The following is a 19,622-nucleotide window of genomic DNA, read 5'->3' as shown; positions in this document are numbered from 1 at the left end:
CGCTGAATTGCGGCGCGCCCGCTTGGGCGGGCCGATTTCAGTGGAGGGAAACGTGCTGATCGACCACCGCACCTACGTTATCAAGCCCGGCAAGATGCAAGCCCATATCGAAATATACCAGAAATATGGGTATCAGGCGCAGGTGCGGCATCTCGGCAAGCCGCTGGCCTACATGTATGCGGAGAGCGGCGAGCTCAACACCATCGTGCATATCTGGATGTACAAGGACGCCGCCGATCGCGCGACGCGCCGCGCCGCCATGCAGGCGGATCCGGATTGGCAAGTCTATCTGCAGAAGAATGCGGAGGCCGGCTATCTGCTTAGCCAGAAGACCTCGCTGATGGTCCCGGCCGATATCGACCAGGTCATGAAGCCCGCCTGAACGAGGATAAATGCCATGCGCGCTAATGACGGGTCTCGCACCGGCGGTGAAATCCTGGTCGACCAGCTTGTTGCGCATGGCGTGCAGCATGCGTTCTGCGTGCCGGGAGAGAGCTATCTCGCCGCGCTCGACGCCTTCCACGACCGCTCCGTCGCGATAACCGTGTGCCGCCAGGAAGGCGGCGCATCCATGATGGCGGAGGCGCATGGCAAGGCGACCGGGCGCCCCGGCATCTGCTTTGTCACGCGCGGCCCCGGCGCCACCAATGCGTCGGCCGGCATCCACATCGCGATGCAGGATTCCACCCCGATGATCGTCTTCGTCGGGCAGGTGGCGCGCGACATGCGCGAACGCGAGGCGTTTCAGGAGCTGAACTACCGTGCCGTGTTCGGCACCATGACGAAATGGGCAACCGAGATCGACGATGCCGCGCGCATCCCCGAGCTTGTCTCGCGCGCCTTCCATGAAGCGACGAATGGCCGGCCGGGTCCGGTGGTGATCGCGTTGCCGGAAGACATGCTGACCGATCGTGCGGTCGTGGCGGATGCGCTGCCTTTTGAGCCGGTCGAAACCTGGCCCGGTCTCACCGACATGTCGCGGCTGCAGAAAATCATCTGGGCGGCGAAGAAGCCGGTGATGCTGCTCGGCGGCAGCCGCTGGTCGGAGAAAGCCTGCGCCTCGGTCATGCGTTTCGCCGAGCGTTTCGCGATGCCGGTGGCGACGACGTTCCGGAGAGCGCATCTTTTCGATGCGCTGCATCCCTGTTACGCGGGCGATCTCGGCATCGGGCCCAATCCGAAATTGCTGGCGCGCATCAAGGCGGCCGATCTCGTCATTCTGGTCGGCGGGCGCATGGGCGAGATGCCCTCGCAGAGCTATTCGCTGTTCGAAATCCCGACGCCGAAGCAGACCTTCGTGCACGTGCATCCGGGGATCGAGGAGCTTGGCCGCGTCTATCGTCCCACGCTTGCCATTCATGCGGCGCCGACGGCTTTCGCGGCCGCGCTCGAAGGCTTGCAGGCGCCGACCGAGATCGTCTGGCGCGACGACACGACGGCGGCGCATGCGGATTATCTCGCCTTCAGCGAAAAGGCGACCGAAGTGCCGGGAGGCGTGAATGTCGGCGAGATCATGACCTGGCTGCGCACACAACTTGCGCCTGAGGATTTCGTCTGCAACGGCGCCGGTAATTTCTCCGCCTGGATTCACCGCTTCTATCGCTTCCGCAGGTTCGCGACACAGATCGCTCCGACTTCCGGCTCGATGGGCTACGGCGTGCCGGCTGCGATCGGCATCCAGCGGCTTTATCCCGAGCGGACGGTGTTCTGCCTCGCCGGCGACGGCGATTTCCTGATGCACGGGCAGGAATTTGCGACCGCCGTGCAATACGAATTGCCGGTGATCATCGCGGTCGTGGACAATGGCATGTACGGCACCATCCGCATGCATCAGGAACGGGAATATCCGGGCCGGGTCGTGGCCACGGCGCTGAGGAATCCGGACTTTGCCGCCTATGCCCGGGCCTTCGGCGGCTTCGGCGCCACGGTGGAGCAGACTGCTGACTTCGCCAGGGCGTTTGCCGACGCCAAAGCCTCCGGCCAGCCGGCCATCATCCACCTGAAGGTCGCCGGGGAGGCCATTTCACCTTCCACCACGCTTGGGGCGATCCGCCAGAAGGCCCTGTCGGGCCGCTCCTGACCTGCGGCTGCAACTTGCCACTGAAGAGTGAATCATGATTCACTCTTTTCATGCCTTATCGCCGCACTGACAACGTGATCCGTCGGCAAGCCGCCCGGCGGGCCAGGATTGTTGAGGCCGCCCGGCTGGCCGCCGCCGAGGGCGGCATGGTGGCGGTTCAGATCGTCCCCGTGGCGAGACGGGCCGGTATCGCGACCGGCACGGTCTACCGGTATTTCTCCTCCAAGACCGCACTGGTCTCGGCGGTCGTCAGCGCCATTTCGGCAGAAGAGATCGCCGCCGTCCGCACCGCCGCCCGGGCCGCGCCCGGGCCGGTATCGGCACTGGCGGCCTCCATCGCGACATTCGCTGTCCGGGCGCTGCGCAACCGTCGCCTGGCCTGGGCCGTGATCGCCGAACCGGTCGACGCCGATATCGAGCGGGTGCGTCTCGCCTACCGCAGCGCGTTGGCGGAAGAGCTGCAATCGCGCATCGCCGCCGCGATGAAGGCCGGCCATCTTCCGCAACAGGATGTCACGCTGTCGTCTTCCGCGCTGGTCGGCGCACTGCTGGAAGGATTGCTTGGGCCGCTGGCGCCTGATGCCGACGGCAATCCCGCCCAGACCCGTGAAGCGGTGCAGACGTTGACGCTGCTGTCGTTGCGTGCGCTCGGCGTCAACGACGCGCGCGCCCGCGGCCTTGTCGTGCAGGTCGCGCTGCCGGCGATCGGCGAAGGCGCGTGACGTGTAATTTTTTGGTCCCGCTCGATCCAAGCTCGACACGCATCTGCGTTTCCGCAATATTTTGATGGCGGGATGGGACCGGGCATAATGGGCAGAATATTTTGTCGTGCGGCTGTCGCGGCCTTGGCGATGCAAGCCGGCATTGCGGCGGCGCAGGGATTGTCACCCACTGCGTCTGTGAGTGCGAACGGCGTCTTTTTTTGGGTCGATGGCTCCCACCGCAGTATTAATCTCCCGACCTACTCACTCGGCGTGCATACGGCCGACCCTGTTACATTTACGGATCTTGGGCCTATACAAGCCTTCAAGCCGCGCGTGACCGGTCAGGCGATCAATGGCGGTATTGGTTTTGTGCTCCCTGAGGGTAATTTTCCCGCAATACTTGGATCGAATCTCCGAATTGGGCTAACCGGCGGGTACATTCGCGCCGACGCAACGCAAACCGCCTATGCCACCACTTCTGCTCCCATACAGATGTGGCTGGACGGCACGCTATTCTTTGGCTGCGGCTGTGAATACTGGACCAATCTGGCTACCGACTATTCCGGATGGCGTTTCGGTATCAATGCCGCAAGCGATTTGCAGATTGGCAGTGTGACGTTTACGCCGTCGATCGAGGTTGTCACCGGCACGGTCCGCGTACGTCAGACGCTGACGCAACTCGATTCATTCGAGGTTTATAATTCGTATACAAAATTGAAATGGAGTGATCTCGGAATCAAACTCGGCATGAGCGCTACGATGCCGATCGCGACGATGTTTGAATTCGGCGTGAGCGGAACGGTGGCAGTTGTACATCGCCGTGCGAGTTTGGCCGGTAACGATATGCTTGCTGATCTTGTGGGCGGACCCTTGCTCGCAACCTTCATCGACACATCCGAGCATACTTGGGCCATTGTGCCGGCGGCACAGGTTCAATTCATTTTCATTCCGGCATCGCAGGTCCAGATCAGAGCTTTTGGCGGCGTTGAATGGGATAGCCGGGTGCCCGGCATTGTCAGTCCACATTTTGCGCCCGACCAGTTCTTCACATTCACTGGTTCACCGGCGACCATAGGCTTTTCAGGCCAAACCAGCTACTTCGTGGGCGGCGGTCTGACCTATGCCTTCAATCGCTGAAGCGCGCTATTGCAGCGTCGCTTTCGCGATCCAGTCGATTGCGGCGCGCAGGCCAGGCACCGGATTGTCCTCGTGCGGCCTGAAAATGGCAAGCTGGCGGTCGGCCGAGGTGCCGTTCGATACGATGGTCAGGCAGCGCAGTACCTCGTCGAGGCAGCCCAGATCCTTTGCATCCGGCGTGATGTCAGCAATAACGCGGTCGAGCATATGCGCGACCGTGATCGATCCGTCGCCTTCGATCTTCACGAACGTGCCGTTCACGCCGTAACGCTGCGCCCGCCACTTGTTCTCGACAATGATCGCACGGGTCACCGCGTTCATGGACCAGTTGCGCTCCGCGTGGCGCACCAGGAATCGTGTGAGCGTCCGATAAAGCGCGGCAATGGCGATGCTGTGTTCGACATCGGTGCAACAATCCGGTGCCCGCAATTCCAGCGTCGGATGCTTGAGGGACGGGCGGATGGCCCACCAGATATAGCTTGAATCGGGCATAACCCCCGCCCGCACCAGCGCGTCTATATAGGAATCGAATTCCGCCTGGGTGCGAAACAATTCGGGAATGCCGGTGCGCGGTAATTCGTCATAGGCGGCGAGACGATATCCCTTAAGGCCGGTCGGTTGCGATCGCCAGAACGGGGAGGAGGTGGAGAGCGCGATAAACAGCGGCAGATAGGGCAGCATTCGCATCATCACGTCGATGCGCTGCGCGGGATCGGGCAACTCCACATGCACATGCAGCCCGCACAGCATGTTGCGGCGGCCGATCATCTGCAGGTCGTCCATCACCGTGTCGTAGCGGCGCCCTTCCGTCTGCTGCGAACGCTCCCAAACCGCCGTAGGGTGCGTGCCCGACGCCATGATTGCGAGTTTGTGCTCGGCGGCAATGGCCGCCAGTGCCATGCGCAAGGCGCGCAGTTCAGCGCGCGCCTCGCCCATATCGGTTTGCGGGGCGCTGACCACCTCGATCTGGGATTGCAGGAATTCGCCGGTGACCTTGCCGTCCAGCGCCGCCTTGGCGGCCTTCAGGAAACCCTGCGGCATTGCGCGCGTGACGAATTTCGTGTCCGCGTCGACAAGGAAATATTCCTCCTCGATCCCGAACGAGTAGGGAGCGGTCATCCGATTGCCTCTTCGCGCGAGTCTTGGCGTCGTCCGTCCGCGGACGCGGACGATTCCCCCGAAATGACGGCGCTAGGTAACGCCGTCCGTCGCGAAAAGGTTCCCTTTCGAAAACGCCGGAATAACGGCAGGATGATCAGTGCGACATCAAGACCGGGACCGTCATGGAGCCGAGAATGCCGCGGGTCGCCCCGCCGAGAATATATTCGCGAAGGCGCGAGTGGCCGTAGCCGCCCATGACGATGAATTCCGCGCCGGAATCGGCGGCGTAGGACAGGACCACATTGGCGACATCAACATCGGCCGCGGGGATGCGCTTGACGTCGACCTTCAATCCGTGCCGGGCCAGATGTGCGCCCATATCGGCGCCGGTCAATTCTTTCTCATTCATCTTGCCCTTGCCGACGATCACGAGATCGATCGCCTTCGACTTTCGCAGCAGCGGCATGGCATCGCCGATCGCGCGTGCGGCGGTGCGGCTGCCGTCCCAGCAGCAGATGACGCGGTCGAGCTTGATCGGGTCTTTCTGGATATAGGGCACGATCACCAGCGGTCGCCCGCTTTCGAACAGAGCGGCTTCCATCAGCAACTCATCCGGCGCGATCGTGTCGGGTGTGACCTGCGACACAACGGCAATATCGAAGCGGCGGGCAAGAGCGGCGAACATGTCGGCGGCGCCGGCAATAGTCGCAGTGAGCATCTGCGATTCGGCGGACACCCCCGCACGCTTGGCCGCCGATTCGAATTGCTCGATCACGGCATGCGCCATTTTTTCATTTTCGCGCCGCTGGACATCGAAAACGTCCGCCGAAATGCCGCCCATTACGCTGGCCGGGAGAACCGGATCATAGGCAAAGGCGATGCCGGCAACATGCGCGCCGCACGCCTCGGCGATCGACACCGCATAATGTGCGGCGACATCGCGCGTGGCACCCGGCGACAAATTAACAACGATATCCTTGATCATCGCAATGCTCCCATCCGTTCTCACGGCTTCCAACAGATACTCTAGATCGATAGGGTCGGTAACAATTGATTTGGGTCAATTGAACGCCTATCCGCAGGCGACCCCGTGTGGCAGGCCGGTAATCTACTGGTTTTTGCGGCCCTAGCCAAACAGCGCTGTCCGGGTTGGTTTTCAATTTCCCACAGCATCGCCTATCCTGCCGGCAGGAGTTCTCCGATGTCCGTTCAGATGCCGCCTGCAGATCAGAACGTGCTGTCGCGTCGCGAGGAGATCGTACGCGCCTTGCGGGCGATCGTGCCGGGCGAGGGCGTGATCGCAACCGCAAACGAGATGCGGCCCTACGAGTCGGATGGGCTGACCGCCTATCGGCAATTGCCCATGGTGGTAGTGCTGCCCTCGACCACGCAGCAGGTCTCGGACGTGCTGCGCTATTGTTACGAAAACAGGATCAAGGTCGTCCCCCGCGGCGCCGGGACGTCGCTGTCCGGCGGCGCCTTGCCGCTGGCGGACGGGGTCCTGCTTGGCATGGCCAAGTTCAGCCGCATCCGCGAGATCGACTACGACAACCGCGTGGTGGTGGGGGAGCCCGGTGTCACCAATCTCGGGGTCAGCCAGGCGGTGGAGGAGCGGGGCTTCTATTATGCGCCCGATCCGTCCTCGCAGATCGCCTGCACCATCGGCGGCAATATTGCTGAAAATTCCGGCGGCGTGCATTGCCTGAAATACGGCATGACCACCAACAATGTGCTCGGCTGCGAGCTCGTCCTGATCACGGGCGAAATTCTGCGCATCGGCGGGCGGCATCTCGATGCCGGGGGCTATGATCTCCTGGGCATCATCACCGGCTCGGAAGGCCTGCTTGGGGTGGTGACGGAAATCACCGTCCGTATCCTGAAGAAGCCGGAAACTGCGCGGGCGCTGCTGGTCGGGTTCAACACGTCCGAAGATGCCGGCGAATGCGTCGGGCGCATCATCGGCGCCGGCATCATTCCAGGTGGGATGGAAATGATGGATCGTCCGGCCATCCATGCGGTCGAGGAATTCGTGCATGCCGGTTATCCGCTGGATGTCGAGGCGCTGCTGATCGTCGAACTGGACGGCGGTCAGGCCGAAGTCGATCATCTCATCGCGCGCGTGGAGAAGATTGCCCACGACTGCCGGGCAACGACGTGCCGCGCGTCGCGGAACGAGGATGAGCGTCTGCTGTTCTGGGCCGGACGCAAGGCCGCGTTTCCGGCCGCCGGGCGCATCTCGCCGGATTACTATTGCATGGACGGCACCATCCCGCGCGCCCGGCTGCCCTTGGTTCTCTCGCGCATGCGGGAGATGAGCGAGAAATATGGCCTGCAGGTCGCCAATGTGTTCCACGCCGGCGACGGCAATCTGCACCCGCTCATCCTGTACGACGCCAACAAGGAAGGCGAACTCGACCGCGCGGAAGCCTTCGGCTCCGACATTCTCAGACTTTGTGTGGAAGTTGGCGGGGTCCTGACCGGAGAACACGGCGTTGGCGTGGAGAAGCGTGATCTGATGCCGGTGATGTTCTCGGAAATCGATCTCAACCAGCAGCAGCGACTGAAGTGCGCCTTCGATTCAGAAGGTCTGCTCAATCCGGGCAAGGTCTTCCCGCAACTGAACCGCTGCGCCGAGCTTGGCCGCATGCATGTGCGCGCGGGGAAAGTGGCGTTTCCGGATATTCCGCGATTCTAGCGCGATCAGCAAAAGTAGGTGCCGGTTTTGCCTCCAATCGCGCGCCAATTTATTAACGTGGCGTACCTTCGGCGGAGTGAACTCCACTTCGCCGATCATGCGCCGCACGGCTACACACTGCCGCCGGCAATGTCGGCATCCTGAGGCCGTTCCTGCGCTCCGTAGCGGCGCTCGATCATCTCGTACCAGCTGATGAGTGCGGCCACACCGCACATGATCGCGATTCCGGCGGCGCTCATCAGAATTTGCATGGGCACTTGCCCGGCTATTTCCGTGAGCACAAAGTGTGCCGCAAATGACAGAAATATGCCGAGGCAGAAAATTTCCAGCGAATGCTGCCCGCACACGATCGCTGGCAGCAGCACGGGCGACTGAAATGCGGTCCAGTCGCGGGGGATCAGCCGGACGGTGATGACCGCGAGCGCCAGAAAATGCGCAAGTCGCAGCACATCGAGATTGGTCTTGTCGATCGGATAGAGGAAGGCATGCAACCAGTCCGGCTTGTAGGCGGCAAGCCAGGGGCGATACCAGCTCAGCACTACGAGGAAGGCAAAAAGCAGATAGAGGGCGGCCGCCACGAGAATGACGGGCGAGTGCACGAGCGGCGCCAGTCGTCCGCTGCCTTGCACCGCGCACCAGGCGCCGAAGAAAAACAAGAGCTGCCAGCACAACGGGTTGATCACCCAGTAGCCGGCGGGAAATGACGGAAAATTCCATCCGAATTGCGACGCGGCCACATACAGCGCAAGCGATGCCGTGAGCGTGACCGAAGGCGCGTGCAGCATGCACCACAGCACCGGCGGAAATGCGAGCAGCAGCACGATGTAGACCGGCAGAATGTCCATGTTGGCCGGGTTGAACTGCAGGAGCATAGCGTGCGGCAGGGTTGCCTCGGGCTGCTGCAGCAACTCGACCACATTCATTTCCTCGGCAAAAAGCGGATTTTCAAAAGTTCGGGCGACGTAGCTGATCTGGGCAAAGAAGATCACGAGCAGAAAAATCTGCGCCACATAGAGCTGCCATACCCGCTTGAGAATGCGCAGGGCGGCGGTGACGAAGCCGCGCTCCCGCATTGCCCGCGCATAGACATAGGCGGCGGTATAGCCCGAGATGAACACGAAGATTTCCGCCGCGTCGCTGAACCCGTAATTGCGGACAGTGAACCAGTTTACGACGTTGTGAGGAATGTGATCGACGAAGATCAGCCACAGCGCGATCCCGCGGAAGAAGTCCAGTCGCAGGTCGCGATGCGATGTGGTTGCGGGCGGCATGGCGCAAAGCCTTTTGCGCCGGCGGGGGAGCCGGCACCGTTGTGCGCGAACGTGTGGGCCGAAAACAAGTTCCCGCAAAAGGCCTTGAGGACGCCTTTTTTGGGAACTTTCATTCATAATTATTATTGTTTCATCGGCTGCAGAACGGGGAACGACAATGGATCAGTCAGCCGCGCTTGCCAGCGAAACCGATATCGCCGGATGGTACGACGGAAAAGATTTTTCCTGCGACTGGACCACCAACCGGATTCCGCTCTGGCTCGACGTGCTTGAGGACTATCGCGACCGGCCCGCGCGAGTGCTGGAAATTGGATCTTGGGAAGGCCGCTCGGCCCTGTTCTTCCTGAACTACCTCCCGCAATGTCACCTCGTCTGCGTCGATACATTCGGCGGGAATATCGAGCATCATCAGGACGATTATTTCGCGGCCTTGCTTCCCGGCATCGAAGCGCGGTTCGACAGCAATGTCGCGGCATTTGGCAGGCGCGTGGAGAAAATGAAGGGCCCGTCCGGCGCTGTTTTACCACGACTTGGCGTTGCAGGGCGGCGGTTCGACATCGCCTATATCGACGGAAGTCACTATGCCGTCGATGTCTATAGCGATGCGGTGCTGACTTGGTCGCTGATGGCGCCCGGCGGAATAGTGATCTTCGATGACTACGCCTGGGATCTCATGAACGATGACAGCGAGCGGCCGAAATCCGGCATTGATGCCTTCCTGAAAGCGATTGCGGGCCAATACCGCATCATTCATCGTGACTACCAATTGGTGATTGCTCGGGCATGATTTTTGGCCCCGCAGTGGTTATCGGCCCGGTTCCTCTTGCCAAGGCCATAATCCGGGAGGACGATAGCGTCTCCGGCGTCTGACTTGTGGCCGGAGATATCCGGCTCTTGCGTCAGGCGCCTTGCCAAAAGGAGGCGTTCATGGCGGCAGGGAATGCGAACGGCGTAAACTCCAACGGCACAAGACCGTCGGGTCCCCGGTGTATTGCGCTGGTGGGCCCCTTTCAGAGCGGCAAAACGACCCTGCTGGAGGCCATTCTCGCGCGAACCGGTGCGATCCAGCGGCAAGGCAGCGTGGACGCAGGTTCGACCGTCGGCGACGGCTCGAAAGAGGCACGCGATCACCGCATGGGAGTGGAACTGTCAGTCGCCACAACCAGCTTCATGGGCGACAGCTATACCTTAATTGATTGTCCGGGATCAGTCGAGTTTCTTCACGACATGCGCGCGGCATTGCCGGCGGTGGATGCCGCGGTGGTGGTCTGCGAAGCGGACGAAAAGAAAATCCCGCAATTGCAGCTGGTGCTGCGCGAACTCGAAGAACTGAAAATCCCGCATTTCCTGTTTCTCAACAAGATCGACAAGGTCGACAAGCGCCTGCGCGAAACCCTGCAATTGTTGCAGCCGGCGTCGCGCGTTCCGTTATTGCTGCGGCAGATTCCAATCTGGAAGAACGGCATCGTCACCGGTTTCGTCGATCTCGCGCTGGAACGCGCGCATGTCTACAAGGAATACACTGCCTCCGAGGTGATTGAGCTGAGCGGCGAGGATCTGGAGCGCGAGAAGACTGCGCGCTTCACCATGCTGGAGACGCTCGCCGATCATGATGACGAGCTGATGGAACAGCTGCTGGAAGACATTCCGCCGCCGCGTGACAAGGTGTTCGATGACCTGTCCAAGGAATTGCGCGAGGGCCAGGTCTGTCCGGTGCTGATCGGCTCCGCCATCCGCACCAACGGCGTGCTGCGGCTCCTGAAGGCGCTGCGCCACGAGGCGCCCAATGTCGAAGCAACGGTGAAACGGCTTGGCATCAAGGCGAAAAACGCAGATGCCATCGCCTATGTGCTGAAGACCTGGCACACCGCCCATGGCGGCAAACTGTCGGTTGCCCGTATCCTGGCGGGACAGGCCGGAGACGGCACGACATTCATCACGCCGGAACGCGAAGTCGGCCGCGTGTCAGGTGTGTTGAAGTTGATGGGACAGCAGATGGACAAGCGCGGGCCAGCCAAGGCCGGCGAGACTGTCGGCCTCGGCAAGCTCGATTACGCGCGGACCGGAGAAACTCTGACCGCCGGCAAGGAAGCGCATGCGCCGATCGCCGATGTGAGCCCTTATCCCCCGGTGCTGGCGATCGCGGTCTCCGCCGCCGAACGCAAGGACGACGTCAAGCTCGGCCAGTCGCTCAACAAGATGCAGGAGGAAGACCCCTCCATCACCATTGTGCATAATCCTGATGCGCATGAGGTCGTGCTGTGGGGGCAGGGCGAGATGCACCTGCGCGTGGCGGCCGAGCGCCTCGCCGACCGCTTCGGCATCGCCATCGAAAAACGACGGCCCAGCGTCGGCTATCGCGAGACCATCCGCAAGCCGATCCAGCAACGTGGCCGGCACAAGAAACAGTCCGGCGGGCACGGACAGTTCGGCGATGTGGTGCTGGACATCAAACCACTGCCGCGCGGCGAGGGCTTTTCCTTCGCCGAAAAGATCACCGGCGGCGTCGTGCCGCGCAATTACATTCCATCAGTGGAGGAGGGCGTCATCGACGGCCTAAAGGAAGGTCCGCTTGGCTTCCCGGTGGTCGACATTTCCGTCACGCTGGTCGACGGCAGTTATCACACGGTGGATTCATCGGATCAGGCCTTCCGCACCGCCGGCCGCATCGGCGTGGTGGAGGCCTTGCCGCATTGTCAGCCGGTGCTGCTTGAGCCGATCCACATGGTTGAGATCGTCTGTCCGACCGACGCCACCGCGCGCATGAATGCAATTCTGTCGTCGCGGCGCGGGCAGATCCTGGGCTTCGACACCCGCGATGGCTGGCCGGGCTGGGACTGCGTACGCGCCTTGATGCCGGAATCGGAAATCGGCGATCTCATCGTCGAGATCAGATCGGGCACCGCGGGCGTTGGCACTTTTAGCTTCAAGTTCGACCACATGGCCGAATTGACCGGCCGCACCGCCGACCAGATCGTCGCGGCACGGCGGGCGGCGGAATAGCGATCGCGAAAGCAAAGCAGGCGGATCCTTTTGGCTCCGCCTGCTTTTTTTACGCCGACGCCACTCACAACGAGGGATAGTCGGTAAATCCCTTCTCTTCGCCGGCATAGAACGTCGCCGGGTCCGGCGCGTTCAGCGGTGCATTCCGTGCGAAACGAATCGGCAGATCGGGGTTGGCGAGGAACGCCACGCCGAAGGCGACAAGATCGGCTTCGCCGCTCATGATTGCGGCATTTCCGGTTTCGGCATTGTAGCCGCCATTCACGATATAGGTGCCTTTGAAGACCTTCCGCAGCAAAGGCGAGACCCGGTTCGGCGTGTCGGCCGGTTCGGTCACGTGCAGATAGCCGATCCCCCGCCTGCTGAGCTGTTCGCTCAGATAGGAGAAGGTAGCAGCCGGGCCGGAATCGGCCATGTCGTTGTAGGCGCCCGTCGGCGAGATGCGATAACCGACACGGTCCTTACCCCAGACGCTAACCGCGGCATCGGTGATTTCGAGCGGCAAACGCGCCCGATTTTCGATCACGCCGCCATAAGCATCCGTGCGCTTGTTGCTGCCGTCGCGAGTGAATTGGTCAAGCAGATAGCCGTTCGCGCCATGCATTTCGACGCCGTCAAAGCCCGCCGCCTTGGCGTTTTCCGCACCCTGGCGAAACTGTTCAACAATGCCGGGGATTTCGCTCAATTCCAGCGCGCGCGGAGTCACCATGTCCTTTGGTCCCTGCGCCGTGAAGACCGTGCCCTTGGCTGCAATGGCGGACGGCGCCACGGGCAGCGCGCCGCCATGGAAATCCGGATGCGAGATGCGGCCGACATGCCAGAGCTGCAGGAAAATCTTTCCGCCCGCCTGATGCACCGCGTCGGTGATTTTCCTCCAGCCGGCGATTTGTTCGGCGGAATGAATCCCTGGCGTGCGGATATAGCCGACGCCCTGCGGGCTGACCTGCGTCGCTTCTGTGACGATGAGGCCGGCGCCTGCTCGCTGAACATAATATTCCGTCGCGAGCGGATTGGGGATATTGCCATCCAGCGCGCGGCTGCGCGTCATCGGCGCCATCACCATGCGGTTCTTCAGATCGAGATCGCCGAGTTTGTAGGGAGACAAAAGTGGCCCTTCAGTCTTGGTTCCTTGCAGATTTGCAGTCTGAACGTTCATGACGACGCTCCTGGCGTATTGATGATGAAGCACCGGGCGGCTTTCCGCGTTATGGGACGACGACGGAATGCCGCCCGGCGCGAGACAGGCTGTTAGGGCAGCCTGGTGGAAGAAGAAGCGCGCAAACTTTGCGTCGCTATCGAAAGTGTTGCGCCGGACAGCTCCCCGCTAAGGGGGCAGGAAAGGGGAGACCGTCCGGCGCCAACGTGGCGCAGCATTTGCCACGTCATTCCGAATTCAGTTCCGGCTCACTCGCAGCAAAGACTGGTGCGCGACCCTTTGCGCTTAAGGCCGATCGTCTGCGCGAGCGAGATGAGCGATTGCTTGAGTTCGTCGCGGTCGACGCCATCGGCGTCCATGACCGCACCAATGATCGGGTCGGACAGGGCTTCGGTCAGGGTCAAATCGCTTCGGCAGACATTCATCGTTCAATTCCTTTTCATTCCATTCAGTCGGTCCCAGACCCGTTTTCGTCTTCGCGCCGCTTCCTCAGGTCATGCACGAAGCATCCGGCACCAGCCGCGGCTCAAAACCCTGGGCTCAGGATCGGCAGTTGCAGGATGGGGTTGGGGCAGCGGTCGCGTGCGTTGAGCGGCCGGGTCGGTTCCAGGCGATCTGTGCCGTGGTCAAACGAGGCGGTGCTCTCCCGGCAGTCGTCGCTTGTCATCGGGGGAATCTTGATCATGTTAATCTCCAGCAGGTCGGCCGGTAATTTTGTGCGTGACATCCCGGAGGAGGGGTGTTACCGGTCAGTAACATGGTTAGATAGGTACTGACCGGTAACACCCCTGTCAAGTGCTAATTCGACTTTGATGGCTGCGATGAACCCAACCGCTGAAAAATCTTCAGAAATGGAAGGCGCACAGCGCATCCCGCCGCGCGAGCGCATCCTGGCGGCTGCCTGCGATCTGTTTTACCGGCATGGCATCCGCGCTGTGGGGGTCGATGCCATCGCGGAAGCGGCCGGCACCAACAAGATGACCTTGTACCGGCATTTCGCCTCCAAGGATGAGTTGGTGGCGGAATACCTGCGCCGGCTCTGGGGCGAAAAGGACGCCGTTTGGCAGAAGCTGTGCAGGGAGCACGCGGCCGATCCAAAGGGTCAGCTTCAGGCCTGGCTCCACGAGGTCGCCCAGCAAGTCGCCGACCCGAAATCGCGCGGCTGCGCCATCGCCAATGCAGCGGTGGAATTGCCGGAAAAAGACCATCCGGCGCGCTGCGTGATCGAGCAGTGCAAGCAGAAGTCGCGAGATCGACTTGTAGAACTATGCCGCGCCGCCAAGATCGAGCAGCCGGAGCTCTTGGCGGATCAGCTTTTCATGCTGCTGGAAGGCGCGCTCGTCTGCACGCAGGCCACCGGCCGCAACGGTCCCGCCGATCAATTCGTGCGTGCCGGCCAGGCCCTGATCGACGCGCATTCGAAATAGGGGCGCCCCGCCTAGTTGGCCTTTGCGCTCACGCTTGCGCGCTTGCTCTTGCGTTCGGGGACGATGGAAATCTCTCCGCTGGCCTCGAGGATTGCAAACTTCACCTCATCCATCCTGGTCAGCCCATGGTGTCGTCTGGCCGCTTCCAGAACGTCCTCCTCGCTGATGCGTGCGCGATAAAGCCGCCGCGCCAGCGGGCGTCCATTCTCCACCACAATCAGCGGAACGCCGCGGACGATGCGGCTGAAGACTTTCGAGCGCCGTTCAATCAGTGAGACGGCGATCTCCAGCGTGACCAGCGTCGTCACAACGATGATCGCATTCGTCAGCGAGTAATCCTGGCCCACGAGCGCGCGCTGGGTCGCGCCGCCGATGATGAGAAACAGCACCAGCTCGAAGGCCGTCAACTGCCCCATCGTGCGCCGGCCGGTAATGCGGATAATGATCCAGAGAAAGACATAGATGATGGCGGCATTGATGACGCTGTCCATGGCGGAGGCCACTCATGGATAGATGAGGATCGAGATCGGCAGGGTTTGCGGTACGCGCGTTACCTCAAGCGTGACCGCGCCGAAACGGCGTGGACGCGCCCAGATCACCACCAGGAGATCTTCGCCGTCATAGGTGTCGAAGAACAGGCCGATCCCGCTGGCGTTGGTGGTGGCGCGGGCCGGCTGCGGCTGGATGGATTCGACTTCATAGGTCGCTAGCAGCGCGCGATTGAATTGTAGCCAGATTTCCTCCTGCCCCTGCCGCGGCAGATGGATTGCGAAGCGGGTCAGAGCGGTTTTCCGCTGGAACCGCTCATAGTCGATCGTCAGCGGCACGCCCTCGCGCTCGGCGCGCGCTGAACTCAGAACGCCGTTGGAAAAAGCGCCAAGCAGCGCCAGGACCACGAAAAGAGTGAGGATGCCCCAGCCGATTCGTTCAGCCATCCATGATCGCGTTTGAAAACGCGTATCTTCCTGGATTGGAAGCTGCCCCGGCATTTTTGCAGCGTGCCGGAAAAACACGGCTAACATGTGGAAATGTGCGGTTACGCGGCGCGGTTCCACGATACCGATCATTGCCGATGGCTATGGTCGTCTTGGCAATTCACACAACATGTCTGAGCAATTCACACGCAACGTGAATGCAGCAAGAAACCGTGAATGCAGGCAAGAAAATGCCGGGCCGTGGGGGCGGCCCGGCGTTGCAGTATTCGCCGGCGCGGGAGGCCGGCTGTCACCTTCCAGAGGGGAACCACTGACTGCGAGAAGACCGCGATCTGGGAGGATTCGAAGACCGCTCACAACCAGTGCCGTCACAAACTATGCGGTGTTCAACCGTCACACGCAACGCGGGTAGATGAATGTCAGCCATGCGGCCGTCGCAAGTCTTGCGCATCGCCATCGATGCACAATGAAACGAATTAGAAATTCCAGCGTTGCGCTTTCGAGACAAGAAAATCTCTGAAAACCTGCACGCGCGCGACAGATTTCAACTCTTCCGGATACACGAAATAGGCATCCAGCGCGATCGGATCGTTTTGCGCGAGCAATTGCACGAGGCCCTGTTCTTCTTCAACAAGGTAGTCCGGTAGCAGCGCAACGCCGAGTCCGCGCTGACATGCGCGCAGGAGGCCGAGAATATTGTTGAGGACCAGCAACGGCGCGCGCGCGCCTTTGCCATTGCGGCCCACTTCCAGCAGCCAGTTCCGATTCTGTAGGAAGGTGGGAATGTTGCTGCCGCCGAGTTGAAGGATGCGGTGGTGATCGAGATCGGCGACTTCGCGCGGCGTGCCGAAGCGCTTGAGATATTCCGGCGATGCATAGGCATGGAAATGCACGGAAAACAATTTGCGCTGGATCAGGTCCGGCTGCGTCGGCTGGCGCAGCCGGATTGCCACATCGGCCTCGCGCATGGCGAGGTCGAGTTCTTCATCGGTGGTGATCAGCGAGATCCGGATATCCGGATAGAGGTCGATGAACTCGCCGAGTTTTGGCGTCAGCCAATGCGTGCCCAGGCCGATCGTGGTCGTCACTTTCAGGTCGCCGTTCGGGCGTTCACGGCTGTCGGTCAGCTTCGCGCGTGCGGCTTCCAGCTTCATGAACACATCATGCGCGGTGCGGTAGAGTAGTTCCCCCTGTTCGGTCAGGATCAACCCGCGCGCATGGCGATGAAAGAGCGACACTGACAGCGCCTGTTCAAGTGCGCTGACTTGCCGGGACACCGCCGATTGTGACAGCCCCAGCTGTTCGCCGGCATGCGTGAAGCTGCCGGCTTCCGCGGCTGCGTGGAAGACCTTCAGCTTGTCCCAGTCCATTGTGGACCCGATCCGGTGCATCTGCATCGCAGCGTCGCCTATTCTGCAGCCGCGCGCTGTTCGGCATGCGCGGCAATGAAGCGCTCGGCTTCGAGCGCCGCCATGCAGCCCATGCCCGCAGCGGTGACGGCCTGCCGGTAGACGTCGTCGGTGACGTCGCCCGCGGCGAAGAGGCCGGGCACTGAGGTCGCTGTCGAGAAGGGCTTGGTCGCGACGTAGCCGGACGGTTTCATCTCGACCTTGCCCTGGACCAGTTCTGTCGACGGCGAATGGCCGATGGCGATGAAGACCCCGTCGATCGCCCGCTCGGTCACGGCATTGGTTTTGATGTTTTTCAACCTGACCGTCGTGACCTTCATCGGATCCTGGGTGCCGGTGATGTCATCCAGCACCGTGTCCCAGATCACTTCGATTTTCGAATTCTTGAACAGGCGGTCCTGCAGGATTTTCTCGGCGCGGAAATGGTCGCGGCGATGGACCACGATCACCTTGGAGGCGAAGTTGGTCAGGAACAGAGCTTCCTCGACCGCGGTGTTGCCGCCACCGACCACAATGACTTCCTTGTTGCGATAGAAAAAACCGTCGCAGGTGGCGCAGGCCGAGACGCCGTAGCCCTTGAACTTCTCCTCCGAGGGCAGACCGAGCCAGCGCGCCTGCGCGCCAGTCGCGAGGACCACCGTATCGGCGAGATAGACCTCGCCGGAATCCAGCGTCAGGCGGAAGGGCCGGCTCGAGACATCGAGATCGTTGACATGGTCGGTTACGATCTTGGTGCCGACATGTTCGGCCTGCTTCTGCATCTGCTCCATCAACCAGGGACCCTGGATGACATCGGCGAAGCCCGGGTAATTTTCCACGTCGGTCGTGATGGTGAGCTGGCCCCCGGGCTGGATGCCTTGGATCAATACCGGCTCCAGCATCGCCCGTGCGGCATAGATCGCTGCCGTATAGCCGGCGGGACCTGAGCCAATGATGACGACTTTCGCGTGGGCAGGCTTGCTCATGTGGATTTCCGTGCCGCTGAAGGCCGGCACGCAGCCGAAGCGGTCTTATGGCCTTGGGGGACGTCGTGCGGCTTTGAATTTAGGCATCTGCCGGAGCTATGCAAGTAATGCAACCCCTCCGTCCGGCGCTGTTCACTCCATAATTCCGCCGGACTCCGGGGAGGCGCGCAATAATCTTTCGTGCGGCCACCCTTTCAGGGTATGGTCGAGCCTTTCCAACGACACGCGAGGTGGCCGCATGCTGGCCCGCCTGGATGCTATTGACCTGAAAATTCTCACGGAACTGCAGGCGGACGGCCGCATGACCAATGTGGAACTATCCCGCCGGGTCGGCATTTCCGCGCCGCCATGCCTGCGGCGGGTGCGCGCCTTGGAGGAGGCAGGCTATATCCGCGGCTACCGAGCCCTGCTGGACGAGAAGCGCCTCGGCTACGAAGTCGTCGCCTTCGCCATGGTGCATCTGTCGAGCCAAGCTGATGCGGATCTCAATGCCTTCGAAGCCTTTGTGCGCGAACAGCCGCTGGTGCGTGAATGCTGGATGCTGTCGGGTGAAATCGACTTCATTCTGAAATGCGTGGCGCCCGATCTGAAAACGTTTCAGGCGCTGGTGAATGACCTGACCGCTGCGCCACATGTTCGCAATGTGAAGACGTCGCTGACGTTGCGTAACGCGAAGGACGAGGCAATGGTGCCGATGCAGGCGCAGGCCGGACGCAGCGCATCCTGATTCCATAAGCCCCTTCACCGCTCCCGCCTCGGATGCATGTCGGCAATGTGGTGCGCCGGCTTGCGCTGGCCCTGCCGATCGTGCCTATGACGCCGTTGAGGCGGGGACTCATGACAATTCTGGAAATCGTTCTGCTCGCCTTGGCGGGTTTTGCCGGCGGCGTGGCGAACGCAGTGGCCGGTGGCGGCACGTTCTTTTCATTTCCACTGATGGTCGCTTTCGGCATGTCGACACTGGACGCCAATGCGACCACGGCGGTGGGCTTTGTTCCGGGAAGCTTTGCGACCGCGGCGGCCTACTGGAAAGAGACACGTGAGCGGCTCCGCGAAGTCATTCCCTTCGCGCTGATCGGCATTGCCGGCGGGGTGGCCGGCGCGTTGCTGCTGATCGGAATTGGCGACGAGGGCTTTCGTCCGACGGTGCCGTGGCTGCTTGCCTTTGCCACCCTGACCTTCGCATTCAGCGGCAGGATCAAGACATTCACCGCGCGCTTCACGCAGACGGGTGCGCGTTACGCCCGCGCAATCGCCTATTTGTTGATGGGACTTGTCGCGATCTATGGCGGCTTCTTTGGCGCCGGTCAGGGGATCATGGTCCTGGCCACGCTCGCCGTGATCCAGGACGGCGATTTCCATCGCGCCAATGCCACCAAGAACATCATCTGCATGCTGGCGCAGGCGGTGGCGGTGATCCTGTTCGTCTGGGGCGGCCTGGTGCATTGGCCGCAGGCGCTGGTGACCATCGCCGGCGCGATTTTCGGCGGTTATTTTGGAATCGTGGTGGCGCGCAAGGTGCCGGACATCTGGGTGCGCATCGTGGTGGTGCTGGTCGGTGTCGCCCTGTCGGTTATCTTCTTTTTGCGCGGTTGACGATAACAGCCGATCTTTGGCGCTGCTTTCGACCCCGAAAGTCTGTCACTGAATGTTGACTTGGGGATAGCCCTGATAAATATCCGCCTGACGCGGGATGTAGACGGGCCGCGTCGAGCTGCGCGTTTTCATACTCGGACGCG

At 61.4% G+C, this 19,622-nt stretch carries 20 protein-coding genes; 10 read left to right on the top strand and 10 right to left on the bottom strand.

The features are described from left to right. Positions 1-52 precede the first annotated feature (52 nt). The 4 genes from RO009_00540 (at position 53) to RO009_00525 (ending at position 3,921) form a co-directional block, all read left to right on the top strand. Positions 53-382 (top strand): NIPSNAP family protein, encoded by a 330-nt coding sequence (locus RO009_00540; protein MDT3683516.1) that lies wholly within the window; start codon positions 53-55, stop codon positions 380-382. A 15-nt stretch (positions 383-397) separates the two neighbouring features. After that, a complete protein-coding gene (locus tag RO009_00535; protein MDT3683515.1) occupies positions 398-2,080 on the top strand; it encodes a thiamine pyrophosphate-binding protein in 1,683 nt (560 codons plus the stop codon). A gap of 50 nt (positions 2,081-2,130) precedes the next feature. Next, complete coding sequence (locus tag RO009_00530; protein ID MDT3683514.1) at positions 2,131-2,802, top strand: TetR/AcrR family transcriptional regulator; 672 nt, start codon at positions 2,131-2,133, stop codon at positions 2,800-2,802. A gap of 87 nt (positions 2,803-2,889) precedes the next feature. Next, positions 2,890-3,921, top strand: a complete 1,032-nt coding sequence (locus RO009_00525; protein ID MDT3683513.1) for a hypothetical protein — start codon at positions 2,890-2,892, stop codon at positions 3,919-3,921. A 6-nt stretch (positions 3,922-3,927) separates the two neighbouring features. On the opposite strand, the gene RO009_00520 is transcribed toward RO009_00525, so the two are convergent. Next, positions 3,928-5,040: a carboxylate-amine ligase gene (locus RO009_00520; GenBank protein MDT3683512.1), complete on the bottom strand. Its 1,113-nt coding sequence runs from the start codon at positions 5,038-5,040 to the stop codon at positions 3,928-3,930. Positions 5,041-5,176: 136 nt separating this feature from the next. Continuing rightward, the gene (locus RO009_00515) at positions 5,177-6,007 is read right to left on the bottom strand and encodes a universal stress protein (protein MDT3683511.1); all 831 of its coding nucleotides are present in this window, start codon (positions 6,005-6,007) and stop codon (positions 5,177-5,179) included. Positions 6,008-6,223: 216 nt separating this feature from the next. Between RO009_00515 and RO009_00510 the strand changes: the two genes are divergently transcribed. Then, on the top strand, positions 6,224-7,717 hold the full coding sequence (locus tag RO009_00510) for an FAD-linked oxidase C-terminal domain-containing protein (protein ID MDT3683510.1): 1,494 nt from the start codon (positions 6,224-6,226) through the stop codon (positions 7,715-7,717). Between the two features lie 110 nt (positions 7,718-7,827). Here RO009_00510 and RO009_00505 read toward each other — a convergent pair whose 3' ends face one another. Beyond that, the gene (locus RO009_00505) at positions 7,828-8,988 is read right to left on the bottom strand and encodes an OpgC domain-containing protein (protein MDT3683509.1); all 1,161 of its coding nucleotides are present in this window, start codon (positions 8,986-8,988) and stop codon (positions 7,828-7,830) included. 157 nt (positions 8,989-9,145) lie between these two features. Here RO009_00505 and RO009_00500 point away from each other — a divergent pair, with 157 nt between their 5' ends. Together RO009_00500 and RO009_00495 are read left to right on the top strand one after the other, a co-directional pair. Continuing rightward, positions 9,146-9,775, top strand: a complete 630-nt coding sequence (locus RO009_00500) for a class I SAM-dependent methyltransferase (protein ID MDT3683508.1) — start codon at positions 9,146-9,148, stop codon at positions 9,773-9,775. Between the two features lie 140 nt (positions 9,776-9,915). Then, positions 9,916-11,991: an elongation factor G gene (locus tag RO009_00495; protein ID MDT3683507.1), complete on the top strand. Its 2,076-nt coding sequence runs from the start codon at positions 9,916-9,918 to the stop codon at positions 11,989-11,991. Between the two features lie 64 nt (positions 11,992-12,055). Here the strand turns inward: RO009_00495 and RO009_00490 are convergent, their stop codons facing one another. The 3 genes from RO009_00490 to RO009_00480 all read right to left on the bottom strand — a co-directional run bounded on the left by RO009_00490 (position 12,056) and on the right by RO009_00480 (position 13,832). Continuing rightward, positions 12,056-13,147: an alkene reductase gene (locus RO009_00490; protein MDT3683506.1), complete on the bottom strand. Its 1,092-nt coding sequence runs from the start codon at positions 13,145-13,147 to the stop codon at positions 12,056-12,058. Positions 13,148-13,395: 248 nt separating this feature from the next. Next, positions 13,396-13,572 carry a hypothetical protein gene (locus RO009_00485; protein MDT3683505.1) on the bottom strand — a complete coding sequence of 59 codons (177 nt, stop codon included), beginning with the start codon at positions 13,570-13,572 and terminating at the stop codon, positions 13,396-13,398. A gap of 101 nt (positions 13,573-13,673) precedes the next feature. Next, positions 13,674-13,832, bottom strand: coding sequence for a hypothetical protein (locus RO009_00480; protein ID MDT3683504.1), 159 nt, complete (start codon positions 13,830-13,832; stop codon positions 13,674-13,676). A 136-nt stretch (positions 13,833-13,968) separates the two neighbouring features. Here RO009_00480 and RO009_00475 point away from each other — a divergent pair, with 136 nt between their 5' ends. Further along, positions 13,969-14,574, top strand: coding sequence for a TetR/AcrR family transcriptional regulator (locus RO009_00475; GenBank protein MDT3683503.1), 606 nt, complete (start codon positions 13,969-13,971; stop codon positions 14,572-14,574). Between the two features lie 11 nt (positions 14,575-14,585). Here RO009_00475 and RO009_00470 read toward each other — a convergent pair whose 3' ends face one another. The 4 genes from RO009_00470 to trxB all read right to left on the bottom strand — a co-directional run bounded on the left by RO009_00470 (position 14,586) and on the right by trxB (position 17,883). Further along, positions 14,586-15,065: a DUF421 domain-containing protein gene (locus RO009_00470; protein MDT3683502.1), complete on the bottom strand. Its 480-nt coding sequence runs from the start codon at positions 15,063-15,065 to the stop codon at positions 14,586-14,588. Between the two features lie 12 nt (positions 15,066-15,077). Further along, on the bottom strand, positions 15,078-15,509 hold the full coding sequence (locus tag RO009_00465; protein MDT3683501.1) for a hypothetical protein: 432 nt from the start codon (positions 15,507-15,509) through the stop codon (positions 15,078-15,080). Positions 15,510-15,985: 476 nt separating this feature from the next. After that, complete coding sequence (locus RO009_00460) at positions 15,986-16,879, bottom strand: LysR family transcriptional regulator (protein ID MDT3683500.1); 894 nt, start codon at positions 16,877-16,879, stop codon at positions 15,986-15,988. A 38-nt stretch (positions 16,880-16,917) separates the two neighbouring features. After that, positions 16,918-17,883, bottom strand: coding sequence for a thioredoxin-disulfide reductase (trxB, locus tag RO009_00455; protein ID MDT3683499.1), 966 nt, complete (start codon positions 17,881-17,883; stop codon positions 16,918-16,920). A gap of 238 nt (positions 17,884-18,121) precedes the next feature. Between trxB and RO009_00450 the strand changes: the two genes are divergently transcribed. Together RO009_00450 and RO009_00445 are read left to right on the top strand one after the other, a co-directional pair. Next, positions 18,122-18,610, top strand: a complete 489-nt coding sequence (locus RO009_00450; protein MDT3683498.1) for an Lrp/AsnC family transcriptional regulator — start codon at positions 18,122-18,124, stop codon at positions 18,608-18,610. Between the two features lie 110 nt (positions 18,611-18,720). Then, a complete protein-coding gene (locus RO009_00445) occupies positions 18,721-19,479 on the top strand; it encodes a sulfite exporter TauE/SafE family protein (protein ID MDT3683497.1) in 759 nt (252 codons plus the stop codon). The last annotated feature ends 143 nt before the right edge of the window (positions 19,480-19,622 follow it).

This window comes from Pseudorhodoplanes sp., from assembly GCA_032027085.1.
Lineage (GTDB): Bacteria > Pseudomonadota > Alphaproteobacteria > Rhizobiales > Xanthobacteraceae > Pseudorhodoplanes.
This window is presented reverse-complemented; position numbering and strand designations above follow the sequence as displayed.